Consider the following 12,536-nt stretch of genomic DNA (forward strand, 5'->3'; position numbering starts at 1 on the left):
AATCGAACGGAGGCTGTGTTGAGTGAAGCGGGGCTATACGAGAACCCACTCGTGCCGAATAAAAAGCTGCGACAGATATATGAGGCGATGGTAGAGGCGAGAACGCTGGATGAGCACATCGCAAAGATGCAGAAAGGCTTGAAAGCGCGTCGGAGGCTCGATTCCACTCACGGACAGGAGGCCTGCCGGGTAAGTACAGCGATCGATTTGCAACCAGGCGATCTGGTGAGTGATTCGCATGTCGGGATCGTGATGGACCTTCTCGCTGGAGCAAAACTCGATTCCCTGTTGAAGCGCGTTGAGGCGTTTCATGCAGGAAAGATCGATCGGCACACATTCTCCAAGGACGGTGCATCGAAGCAGCACCTTCCATGGATAGAGGATCCTGTCGATCAGCTCAAAACGGCGATCGGTGCTGCGCTCTCCTTCAAAACGTTGAAGCGAGAAAATGTCGTCGTGGCCTATGCGCGTCGCGATGAGCTGGCAAAGTGGCAGTGGCGGCAGGTTTTGGAGCTTGTCTCGAAGCTGGACGTGCCGATGATCGTCGTGGCTCTCCCCGGAGCTGTGGAGAACGCGCCCGCAACAAACCTGAGCGCTAGGGCACGATCGTGGGGACTGCCTGGCATACCGGTTGATGCAGCCGACGCCGTAGCACTATACCGCGTGGCGCAGGAGTCAATTGGACGAACCCGCATGGGTGGAGGACCTGTCCTCATTGACTGCGTCGCTTATAAAACGAAGGGGGAAAAGGTCGATTTGCCCGGCGACCCTCTCTCGCAAATGAAGGACTTTCTGTTGGGACGCAAGGTTTGTACCGAGGCCTGGCTTCAAAACACAGGAGATAGCCTTCGAAGACGTCTCTCAGTGGCCAGATAGTAAACCCGCAGGTTCACGCATCATTCTGGGGTGAAAGGCAGGGTGTGCGGCGGTTACACTGGTGACGGTACTCTTGAGGAAAGTTTGAGGCATAAGTGCGGATCAGAACCTCCCTTTTTTTCGCGGCCCCGGCTCTATTGGTTGTAGTCTCCACACTCTCTGCGCAGACACAACCGACGCCGGCACCCGAATCCGTACCTGTACCGACTCCCCAACAGACGATACCTTCAGTTCCCCCTCCGACACCGGAGCAGCCACCATCCATTCCAACGTCTCCGACACCGGAGACCGCGGGCAAACCGGTCGTGCCGCCTGCGCAACCTACGCCCCAGGCACCATACACAGCCTACGATGCCTACTCGCCGGATTTGAAACCGCCACCTGATCGCCTGGGCTCGGCCTACATCCCTATGGATAGCTGGGTCTATCAGGCGCTCAATCGCCTCTACGGGATGGGATTCGTCGACACGATGTATCTGAGTATGCGGCCGTACACGCGTCGTAGCACTCTGCATATGTTGCTGAAGTCGCAGGATGAGATTCTCAGCAGCGACAATGAGCAGGCAGTAGACATACTTGCGAAGCTACTGACGTTTCTGAGCACGGAGGTCCCCGACGGCAATGTGCCGCGCGGTTTAGTCTACGGTCTGGACTCCTCCTACACACGGGTGTTGGGAATCGGCGGTCCAGTTCTTGTGGATAGCTACCACCTGGGGCAAACCATCAACAATGACTATGGGCGACCGTACCAGACCGGTTTCAACAGCATTGTAGGAGCTTCAACGGTCAATGAATGGGGACCGTTTTCGCTGTACGTCCGTGGAGAGTATCAGCACGCTCCGTCGGGTTCCGGATACTCTCAAGAGCTGTCGGACGAACTGCGCTTCATCGACGTAAACTTCTACACCGGGCCGGTAAAGACGACTCCCTTGGATCCGATCCTCGAGCAGAACCCGTTCCGCCTGGTAGAGGCATACGCCTCCGTGCACCTGCTCGGCCACGAAATCTCCGGCGGCAAGAGCGATCATTGGTTTGGCCCCGCTGCCGGTAGCGCGATGGCATGGAGCAACAACGCCGAGAACACATACTCGTTTCAAATCGACCGCGTCGAGCCTCTCAATATTAAATTTCTCTCCAAGTTGCTCGGCCCTGTGCGCTACGACTTCTTCGTAGGAAGCTTGAAGGGCCACATGGTTCCCCGGGCTCCGTGGGTCCACTCAACAATGTTCTCGTTTCGTCCGACAGAGAACCTGGAGTTCACCTTCCAGCGAACGGTTATCTGGGGTGGGGCGGGCCACGCTCCAATTACGTTGCACACTTTTCTTCACAGCTTCTTCGATACCAATGACACAGCAGGAGACGAAAAGAACTCCCGCAACGATCCCGGCGCCAGGTTCAGCGACTTCAGCCTTTCGTATCGCCTACCGTTGATGCGTAAGTACATGTCCTTTTATGTAGATTCGATCTCGCATGATGATGTGACGCCGATCAGCGCGCCTCGACGAGCTTCCTACCGAACGGGACTTTATCTCTCCCAGATTCCAAAACTGAATAAGTTCGATCTCAGGGTAGAGGCAGTGTCGACGGATCCAGCCGTCGGGCCAGCTGTAAGGGGACAGTTCGCCTACTGGGAGATCATCCAGATCCAGGGGTACACCAACAACGGCATCATCATGGGCGACTGGATTGGCCGCGAAGCAAAAGGCGGGCAAGCCTTTTTGACCTATCACCTGTCAGGCAACGAGTGGGTTCAGCTCGAATATCTCAACAAGAAGACGCCATTCAATTTCATCCCGGGTGGAACGACGCAGAATCAATTCAAGCTGAACGCGGTAAAACGACTAGGCAAAGAGGTTGAATTGAACGCCTGGTATCAGTACGAGGGCTGGAAAGCACCGATCTACAAATCGGGGCTGCAGAACAACAATGCCTTCGCCGTGCAGCTAACGTGGTATCCAAAGTTGCGAACGTATCCGGAGCAGCGTTAGCCGAGGCTGACTAAACCAGCGAAGCGATACAGCTCCTGAAGTATTCGAGGGAATCTTCCAGGCCCTGCCGTAGCTTGACCTTCGGCTCCCAGCCAAGAAGAGTCCTCGCCTTGGTAATGTCGGGACGGCGTCGCGTCGGGTCGTCCTGTGGCAGAGGCTTGAGAATGATCTCGGACTTGGAGCCGGTTACGGCGAGTATCTCGCGAGCGCATTCCAGTATGGTCCACTCAACGGGATTGCCAATGTTCACAGGTAAATGTTCCTGCGAACGGGATAAGAGCACAATGCCCTCGATGAGGTCGGAGACGTAGCAAAAGCTACGCGTCTGTGAACCGTCGCCATAGATCGTCAGTGGTTCACCCCGCAGCGCCTGCACCATAAGATTGGAGATGACGCGGCCGTCGTTGGCCTGAAGCCGGGGACCATACGTATTAAAGATGCGGACGAGATGAGTGTCCACGCCGTAATAGCGGTGATAGGCCATCACTGTGGCTTCGGAGAACCGCTTGGCTTCGTCGTACACCGAACGTGGACCAATCGGATTGACGTTTCCCCAATAAGACTCTACCTGTGGATGAACTTCGGGATCACCGTAGCACTCGGAGGTGGAGGCATGGAGGTATCCGGCTCCATATTTGCGTGCGACATCCAGAGTGTTGATGGTGCCTGCCGACCCCACCAGCAGCGTCTCGACCCCCAGACGGGTGTAGTCGACTGGGCTTGCAGGCGATGCGAAGTTGAAGACGAAATCCACTTTGCCGACATCGAACGGCTGACAGATGTCCAACTCACGAAGGCTAAAGCGGCTCTCGTTCTTGAGGTGGCTCAGATTGGCGAGGTTGCCAGTGCTCAGGTTGTCGACACCGATGACGGAGTTTCCTTCAGCAAGCAATGAGTCGCATAGATGCGAACCAAGAAAACCTGCGGCTCCTGTGACAAGAATCATTCGAGACATTCCAGATTACCTTTCGTAAGCTGTAGTACCTGTCCTCGGCGGTAGTCCTCAATGTGACAGAAAGACAAGGTGGCACGTGGATGTGAACCACGAAATCGTTATCGAAGCACGTGTTAGCTATGAGCGGATAATGCAGGCGATAAATCTCTTACCGGATACGCTGCAGGTCGGCCGATACTGAGATAGGTAAACCCGTGCTTTACCATCGTGGGTGGATCATACATATTGCGACCATCGATAATAATTGGATACCGAAGAGTCTTGTTGAGTTGGCCAAGATCGAGCGAGGCAAACTCAGCCCAATCCGTCAGGATGAGAAGAGCGTCAGCGTCTTCTGCCGCGGCGTAGGCATCACTCACATAGCGAAGATTTGGACCGGCAGGAAGAACCTCCTCGGTCCGTTTCATCGCAGCAGGATCGTATGCAGTAACCGAGCAGCCCTCTGCCAGAAGCATCTCCACAACTTCGATCGCGGGTGATTCGCGGATATCGTCGGTCTCACCCTTGAACGCCAGGCCGAGAACGCCGATTCGCTTGCCGCGAAGAGTCCACAGGGCAGAGCGCACTTTGTTGAGGAATCGCTTCTTCTGCTGGCTGTTTATCTTTTCGACCTCGGTGAGCAGATTGAAGTCAATACCGAGTTGCTCTGCGACAGAACGAAAGGCCGCTACGTCCTTCGGAAAGCAGGAACCACCGTACCCGATACCGGGACGAAGAAACCGCGGGCCAATGCGGGTGTCGAGGCCCATCCCGCGGGCAACCTGCTCCACGTTCGCGTTGGTCGCTTCGCAGAGATTCGAGACCGCGTTGATGAATGAGATCTTCAACGCAAGAAAGGCGTTGGAGGCATGTTTGATGATCTCCGCACTCTTGGTCGAGGTCATGAGAAGCTCCGGCGGTTCGGACTCATTGCAGATACCGTCGATCGCGTTGGCGCGAGTGTAGTAGTCGCCGCTGGTCAGAGGACGATAGATCCTCTGGAGAACCTCTGCCGCGCGGTCGCTGTCGGCGCCGACCACGATACGGTCAGGGTGAAGGAAGTCGCAGACCGCAGTTCCCTCACGTAGAAATTCGGGATTAGAGACCACATCGAACAGGTGCCGGGCCACGCCGTTGCGCTCCATCGAGCGGGTAACCCACTCATTGGTGTAAACAGGCACTGTACTTTTTTCGACGATGACCTTATAGCTGGTGAGCGAACGGGCAATCTCGCAGGCAACCGCTTCGACGTACGACAGATCTGCATCGCCTGCCTCACTTTGGGGGGTGCCAACAGCGATAAAGATGGCTTCGCACTCGCGAGTGGCCTCGGCGAGATCAGTCATAAAACGAACTTTAGTGTTACGGTATTTCCCCAACAGCTCAGGAAGGAAGTTTTCGTGAATAAGAGAGTCACCTCCCTGTAGGGCGGCAACTTTACGCTCATCATTATCCACACAAATGACATCGTGGCCCATCTCTGCAAAACAAACAGCAGCTACAAGACCCACGTAACCAGATCCAACAACAGCAATCTTAACGTCTTCAGTCATATTTTCCTGCACCCTCCAAGTTCAGAATAGCCGAAGTTTGGACAATAACCGATAGCTTATAGAATCATGTGTACTTCTTGACTCCATACCCCTTTCGTGTCATCTAATCTTTCTTCCTGATCGCGCACTCGGGTAGACTAGGGGCAATGGGTTCTCAAAATACGCAGCCGCCTCTTGTGGGTGTTCCGGAGTCGAACCAGGCAGGGTTCAGCACGACCGTTACAGATACGACATTGTCCGAAGCGCTGATTGTGCTGCGGAAACGTAAGTTGGTCTTGATCATTGCCGTGCTGCTTGGGCTTGTCTATGGAATCTATACGGCAGAATCCCAACCCAAACTCTACGAAGCCTATGGCCGGATTCAGGTAAGGTCCGGATCATCCAACGAATACAGAGTCAACCCCATCCAGGGTGCGGGCGGCGACTACAACTCTAAGATGCTAACCGAGATCGAGATTCTAAAGAGCGATTCCCTGATGTTGAAGGTGTGTCGCGATCTCGATCTGTCCAACAACCCTGACTTTGTCGAGGAGAAGGGACCTCTTCCCCACACCACGTTGGACGATGGCGAGACCAGACAGATCACGGTTCATCGCCTTCAAAGTAATCTGCATGTCACCCTGGTCAATAAGACAGATATCATCCGCATCAGTTACAGCAGCCTGAACCCAAAGCTATCTGCAGACATCGTCAATAAAGTTATCTCGGAATATATTCAGCGCAGCTATCAGACTCGGTTCGCCTCCTCGCAACAGGTCTCCGTCTGGCTCTCCGGCACGCTTCAGGACTTGAAGCAACAGGTGGAGACATCGCAGGAACAGATGATGGACCTGCAACGTCGGCTGGGCATTCTGGGTTTTGATCCCACGCACAATCAGATCAGTGCTTCACTGGATGACCTCGCGAAAGCAGCGGGCGCGGCCAAGCTGGCGCGAATCATAGCCGAAGCACGATACCGCGTCATCAACGGAATGGACCCGAATACGATCGAAGGTTCGATCGAGACAACCCCGGGGACTGCCACCGGAGAGCTCAGTGGACTACGCTCACAGCTTGCTGCTTCCAAAGCGAACTATGCAACGTTGGAGTCATCACTCGGACCAAATCATCCTCAATCGAAGGCTCTGAAGGCTCAGATCGATGAGTACACCAAAGAGATTGATCAGGAGCAGAATCGCCTGATCGTGCAGGCAAAAGAAAACTACGTCATCGCGCGTGCGAACGAAGATCAAACCACTGCCGCTCTCGAGGCGCAGAAGTCAGATGCATACAAACTTCGAGATCAGCTCGTGGAGTACACGCTGCGTGAGCGTGAGTTTGAGGCAAATCGCACCTTGTACGACAGTCTCCAGCAGCGTCTCCGGACTGCGAGCGTACAGTCGGGCCTGGAATCGCTGGAGATCGACGTTGTAGATCAGGCGTTGCCGCCGGCAAAGCCGGTTTTGCGCCCGCAGTCGACAGTCATTCTTACTGCACTTGTCTTCAGTCTGCTGGCGGGCATCGTTGTGGCCTTCCTTTTGGAGAGCCTGGACACCGGACTACGCAGCATCGCGGAGATCGAGAGCATCACCGAGCTTCCGTCACTGGCCATCATTCCGCGGGCACGCCGCTCTTCTGTCGATCAGGCAGCAAGCCTGACCACCGCCCAACGAAATATCGGTATATTGACACAGCCGAAGTCTCAGTTTGCTGAAGCCTTCCGTTCCCTGCGAACCTCGCTGCTGCTATCCAACACCACGCATCCACCCAAGTACATTGTTCTAACCAGTGCCACGCCGTCTGAAGGCAAGACGACAGCGGCAAGCAATCTAGCCGCGATCCTCGCACAGCGAGACACACGTGTCCTGCTGATCGACGGAGACCTTCGCCGACCGAACGTTCACCACCGATTTGGCTTAAACGGCAAGATCGGTCTCACAACTGTGCTCACCGGAGCGACCACGTTGGAGGACACCGTTCAACGCGTCCCTGAGATTCCGAACCTAGACATTCTCCCCAGCGGCCCGGTTCCACCCTTCCCGACAGAGATGTTGAGTTCAGCCGCGATGGACGCCATCCTGAAGCGCTGCGGAGAGATCTACAACTACATTGTCATCGACTCCCCACCAATCCTCTCCGTCACCGACGGTGTCATCCTGGCACGCCAGGCAGACGCTGTGGTGCTCGTGGTGCGTCACGGCAAATCAAGTAAACATGTCGTGCGCAGGGCTCGCGATCTGCTGCTGCGCTCTGGTGCGGCCATCACCGGCATCGTTCTGAACGCGGTCGATCTTAACTCGCCGGAGTACTACGGATACTACGGGTATTCGGGCTACTCCTATGCAAGCGTTGACTCTGATAGCTGGGAGAAGACGCCCGTCGCAGCCGATAAGAACGAGTCCGGGGAGACAGAACGATGAAGCAGAGAAAAAAACATCTCCGGATCGATCTGGCACTGCGAGCTGTGCAGCGTCTTCTCGGCAGCAAAGTGTGGATTGCTTTAGCGATTGTTCTTCTATCAGCCACAGCCTGCCGTGTTGCCAAGGCGCAGTTCAGCGGCCCGGCACTCGGGATCGACACACAGGTCAATCCACCACTCACAATCACGACAGACCCGGCCATCCTGTTTCCGTCAAAGCGAGACATCTACTTAGGCGACGGAGATCTCATCTCGGTTCACCTCTTCGCCAACGCAGACTATGCTCCAACCGTCCGCGTCGGTCTCGATGGCGTGATCCAACTGCCGCTGATTGGAAACGTTCAGGTGCAGGGACTGACGCTCAATCAGGCCCAGGATCTAATCGCGGACAAGCTCAAGGCAGCGGAGATGTTCCGCGATCCTCAAGTGTCGATTCAGATCATGGAGTCGCCAAATCAAGTCTGCACCGTCATTGGTGAGCTTCATGGAGTCGTTCCGATCCTCGGCGAAAGACGCCTGTATGACGTCCTTGCAGCAGTCGGCGGAGGCAGCAGCGGAGGCATCGGGGTCACAACGATCGTGGTCGGAGGCGGCGGCCTTCCCTCTACCGCAAGCCACATCATTACCATCAACCGTTACGGTGCCCCACAACCCATCGTTGTCGATCTCGGAACGGATCCAGCCAAGAGTGCGATGGCAGACATACCAATCTTCCCGCGCGACACAATCGTCGTCCCGCGAGTCGGCGTGGTTTACATGCTCGGAGCGTTCAAGACACAGGGAGCAATCCCGCTGCAACAAAACTCACCGATCACCTTGATGAAGGTAACTGCGCTAGCCGGTGGAAACCTCTTTGAAGGAAGTTCGGGCGATCTTCGGATTATTCGCACTACCGGACTCACTCGGCAGGTGGTACGCGTCGACCTCAAAAGGGTCATCCGCGGCCAGGATCCCGACCCCGTATTGCAGGCAGAAGACATCGTCTTCCTGCCGACGAATCCGATGAAGGCTGCAATCAGTTCGGGCGGAATCTCCACACTGTTGGGCATCGCGTCGATTTTGGTCCTGGCCATCCAAAACCACTAGTTGTGGGAACTATGACCACGAACGCAATCGTCCGGGTTCGCGGCAGCTACGATAAGACAGAGAATACTTCTCTGGGAAATGGGCAATCGCTTGAAAAAGAAGGTCAGGCTGGCGTATCTGGTAAGCCATCCCATTCAATACCAGGCTCCCCTGCTGCGGCGAATCGCCCAAGAGCCTGATATCGATCTGACAGTCTTCTTCGGCTCCGATTTCTCAGTTCGTGGTTACCAGGACAAAGGCTTCGGCGTTGACGTGAAGTGGGACGTGCCCCTCCTCGATGGATATCGCCATAAATTCCTTCCAGTACTCCGTGACAACGGCACGCAGACCGTGACTACGCCCTTGAACTACGGCATCTTCAGAGCTCTTCGCGGAACAGCAACGGAGCGCCCGTTCGACGTGCTGTGGGTGCACGGGTACTCAACGGTGAACGCTCTGCACGCGATCCTGGCGGCAAACGCGCTCGGTATTCCAGTTCTCGTCCGCGCCGAATCCCGGTCTACCAACCAAAAGCAGAACATCATCAAGCGCAGCGCAAAACGCATCTTCTTCAGAGCTCTGAAAGGTTTGATTGATGGCGTGCTTCCCATCGGAACGCTGAATGCAGCCTACTGGCGCCTTTATCTCGGCGACGATCTTCCCCAATTTCTGATGCCGTACGCAGTCGACAATCACTACTTTCAGAGCCGCAGCCAACAGGCCGTGGCCGGCCGCGAGACTCTTCAACGCGAACTGGATCTGAATCCATCCCGCCCAGTAATTCTCTTCGCCTCGAAGCTACAAACGCGCAAGCGTTGTCAGGATCTCCTCGACGCCTATCTCAATCTGTCCTCAGGCGAAGCAGATGCGCTTCACCCCTATCTGGTAATTGTCGGCGACGGAGAAGAACGCTCCAACATGGAGCAGCGTGTGAAACAAAGTGGCTCAAACGGAGTCCGATTCTGCGGCTTTCGCAATCAATCAGAGCTGCCGAGGTTCTTCGATATTGCAACAGTCTTTGTCTTGCCTTCGCTCGACGAGCAGTGGGGCCTGATCGTGAATGAGGTGATGAACTCCGGGCGTGCAGTGATCGTCTCCGACCAAGTCGGATGCCAGCCCGACCTGATCGCCGATGGCGTTGAAGGATGCGTCTTTCCCGCAGGCGATGTCGCAGCACTCACCGAGGCTTTGCGTAGAACAATCACATCGCCCGCGACGGCAAGCGCCATGGGACAGCGTGGACTGGAGAGAATTCAGACGTGGAGCTACGAGGAAGATATACGTGGCCTTCGGCAAGCGATTGCGGCGACGACGCGGGGCCTCCTTGCTTGATCACACGCGTAGTATGTTCTCGCCTCAAGAGCAAATCCGGCTGCTATGCTTAATGGCGGTGATCGTAGGCTGATGCGAATTCTGCACATCATTGGAACCCTGAACCCGGAGGCTGGCGGCCCGACGGAGTCCGTCCGCGTTCTGCTGAGCTATGGCCCAATCGGCTACACCGGCGAGGTCGTTACGCTCGACGATCCGGACGCGCCATACCTCAAAGACTTTGCTTTTCCCGTGCATGCTCTCGGCCCCACGAACACCACTTACGGATTCAACTCGAAGCTGCTTCCCTGGCTGAAAAATAATCGACACCGCTTTGACGGTGTCGTGGTAAACGGTCTTTGGCAGTACTGCGGATATGCCGCCTGGCGAACTCTGGCCGGCAATACGCCCTATGTCGTCTTCACCCACGGCATGCTGGATCCATACTTCAAACACGCCTTCCCGTTGAAACACATCAAAAAGTGGCTCTACTGGGTTCCGTTCGAGTACTGGATTCTGCGTGGCGCCTATCGTGTCCTCTTTACCTCGAAGGCCGAAAAACGGCTGGCCGAGCAGAGCTTCTGGATACATCGTTGGAACGCCTACGTCGTGCCCTACGGCGCCAGTGGACCGACGGGCGACCCCGAGGTTCAGATGCGGGCTTTCTTCGCAAAATGTCCCCAGGCAAAAGGTAAACGGTTCCTGCTCTTTCTCGGGCGCATCCATCGCAAGAAAGGTTGCGATCTTCTCATCGATGCCTTCGCCAAGGTTGCCGCCACTGATCCAGATCTCTATCTCGTCATGGCTGGCCCTGACTCTCAAAACTGGAGCGCGAAGTTGAAGTCCACGGCCGCGAGCGCCGGAATAGAGGATCGAGTCTACTGGCCGGGTATGGTAACAGGCGACGCAAAATGGGGAGCATTCTTCGCGTCGGAGGCGTTCATCCTGCCATCGCACCAGGAAAACTTCGGCATTGCAGTTGCCGAGGCCCTCGCCTGCGGCAAGCCGGTGCTGCTCGCCGACAAGGTAAATATCGCTGAGGAGATCTCGGAAGACGGCGCCGGGCTCATGGAGTTAGACACTCCAGATGGGACGCTCCGTCTGCTGCAGGGATGGATCGGGATGACCATAGCAGAGAGACAGCGCATGGCCGAACTTGCCTACCAGTGCTTCCACCGCCGATACGACATGCGAGAGAATGCGAAGGCAATCATCCGGTTGTTTGGAACCGCCACGATTCTCACCCCCGCCGCAATTGAGTCGGAATAGGGAAAAGCGCCAATGCCAAAGCAGATCCACTACAACGCGGCGGAACATATCTCTGCGGCGACGGCTGCGGACCCTTACCTTCGACCTGCATTCTCCTTTCGCGACCGGCTGCGACGGCTCAACTGGAATATCTGCTGGGCGATCTTCTATAGAACGTCACCGAGACCGTTACATGCATGGCGGTCCTTTCTTTTGCGCCTGTTTGGAGCACAGATGGGGCCGAACTGCCACTTCTATCCCAAATCAAAGGTATGGGCGCCATGGAATCTGGTCTGTGCCGACCAGGTCACTGCAGGGGACGGCGTCGAGATCTACAACCCTGCTCCAATCACGTTGGGTTCGCACGCAATTCTCTCGCAGGAGGCATACCTGTGCGGGGCAACCCATGACTATGACGATCCTGCATTCCCGTTGATCGCCTATGCGATGACTATCGGCCCCTATGCATGGGTGTGTGCGCGGGCTTCCGTAGCGCCCGGCGTCAACGTTGGTGAGGGTGCAGTTCTGGGGCTTGGATCGGTTGCTACACGAACCCTCGAAGCTTGGACCGTGTACGCAGGTGTGCCCGCTGTCAAAGTGAAGGACAGAAAACAGTTCCCCGTCGGCTCCTCGGACAGACAATAGCAAAGCAAAAAACAAAAAGCAGGACAGAACTCCCGTTAGTCCTGCTCTTTTGCGTCCATTCGTTGACTGCGGAGGTAGATTAGCCGCGCAGCTTTGCCAGAAGGTCTGTGGGGTGCACCGGCTTCGCGAGAATCTCAAACTCGTGCCCCTGCGAACGGGCCTTTTCGAGCAGATCGGCAGTAGCTGCCTGCCCGGAAAAGAGAAGAATCTTACACTTCGGCAGCTTGCTTCGGGTGATGATCGCAGCTTCGATCCCGGTCATCCCGGTCATAATCACGTCGCTGATCAGCATATCCGGCTGGAAGCTCTCAAGTAGTTCGATGGCCTTCTCTCCGCTGAACACGGCACGTGCCTCAAAGCCTGCCTGGTTAAGAATAATTGCTAGAGTATTCGCAATCACCTGCTCGTCGTCTGCGACCAGCACTTTGGGCTTGGGTATTGCGGTCGATGTTGGATCTGCCATGCTGAGTATCCCCAAAAGTAGAAGGTTTCAATCTTCAGTTTTTATTAGCGTCCGG

At 55.7% G+C, this 12,536-nt stretch carries 10 protein-coding genes; 7 read left to right on the top strand and 3 right to left on the bottom strand.

Translation table 11 applies throughout. The annotated features are described in order from the left end of the window. Window positions 1–51 precede the first annotated feature (51 nt). Window positions 52–876, top strand: a complete 825-nt coding sequence (locus RBB82_RS22585; RefSeq protein WP_433972979.1) for a thiamine pyrophosphate-dependent enzyme — start codon at window positions 52–54, stop codon at window positions 874–876. Between the two features lie 95 nt (window positions 877–971). Then, complete coding sequence (locus RBB82_RS22590) at window positions 972–2,864, top strand: capsule assembly Wzi family protein (protein WP_433972980.1); 1,893 nt, start codon at window positions 972–974, stop codon at window positions 2,862–2,864. A gap of 10 nt (window positions 2,865–2,874) precedes the next feature. Here the strand turns inward: RBB82_RS22590 and RBB82_RS22595 are convergent, their stop codons facing one another. Together RBB82_RS22595 and RBB82_RS22600 are read right to left on the bottom strand one after the other, a co-directional pair. Then, entirely contained in the window at window positions 2,875–3,819 is a 945-nt protein-coding gene (locus RBB82_RS22595) for a UDP-glucuronic acid decarboxylase family protein (protein WP_433972981.1), read from the bottom strand. Window positions 3,820–3,932: 113 nt separating this feature from the next. Then, window positions 3,933–5,351, bottom strand: coding sequence for a UDP-glucose dehydrogenase family protein (locus RBB82_RS22600; protein WP_433972982.1), 1,419 nt, complete (start codon window positions 5,349–5,351; stop codon window positions 3,933–3,935). Window positions 5,352–5,497: 146 nt separating this feature from the next. On the opposite strand from RBB82_RS22600, the gene RBB82_RS22605 reads away from it, so the two are divergent. The 5 genes from RBB82_RS22605 (at window position 5,498) to RBB82_RS22625 (ending at window position 12,018) form a co-directional block, all read left to right on the top strand. Next, window positions 5,498–7,750, top strand: a complete 2,253-nt coding sequence (locus RBB82_RS22605) for a GumC family protein (RefSeq protein ID WP_433972983.1) — start codon at window positions 5,498–5,500, stop codon at window positions 7,748–7,750. Further along, window positions 7,747–8,835: a polysaccharide biosynthesis/export family protein gene (locus RBB82_RS22610; protein WP_433972984.1), complete on the top strand. Its 1,089-nt coding sequence runs from the start codon at window positions 7,747–7,749 to the stop codon at window positions 8,833–8,835. The genes RBB82_RS22605 and RBB82_RS22610 overlap by 4 nt, the downstream gene beginning before the upstream one ends. 78 nt (window positions 8,836–8,913) lie before the next feature. Then, a complete protein-coding gene (locus RBB82_RS22615; RefSeq protein ID WP_433972985.1) occupies window positions 8,914–10,146 on the top strand; it encodes a glycosyltransferase family 4 protein in 1,233 nt (410 codons plus the stop codon). 72 nt (window positions 10,147–10,218) lie between these two features. Beyond that, window positions 10,219–11,394: a glycosyltransferase gene (locus RBB82_RS22620; protein ID WP_433972986.1), complete on the top strand. Its 1,176-nt coding sequence runs from the start codon at window positions 10,219–10,221 to the stop codon at window positions 11,392–11,394. Between the two features lie 12 nt (window positions 11,395–11,406). Beyond that, window positions 11,407–12,018: a putative colanic acid biosynthesis acetyltransferase gene (locus tag RBB82_RS22625; protein ID WP_433972987.1), complete on the top strand. Its 612-nt coding sequence runs from the start codon at window positions 11,407–11,409 to the stop codon at window positions 12,016–12,018. 79 nt (window positions 12,019–12,097) lie between these two features. Here the strand turns inward: RBB82_RS22625 and RBB82_RS22630 are convergent, their stop codons facing one another. Continuing rightward, window positions 12,098–12,481 (bottom strand): response regulator, encoded by a 384-nt coding sequence (locus RBB82_RS22630; RefSeq protein WP_433972988.1) that lies wholly within the window; start codon window positions 12,479–12,481, stop codon window positions 12,098–12,100. Between the last annotated feature and the right edge of the window lie 55 nt (window positions 12,482–12,536).

The organism is Tunturiibacter lichenicola, assembly GCF_051013355.1.
Taxonomy (GTDB): domain Bacteria; phylum Acidobacteriota; class Terriglobia; order Terriglobales; family Acidobacteriaceae; genus Edaphobacter; species Edaphobacter lichenicola_F.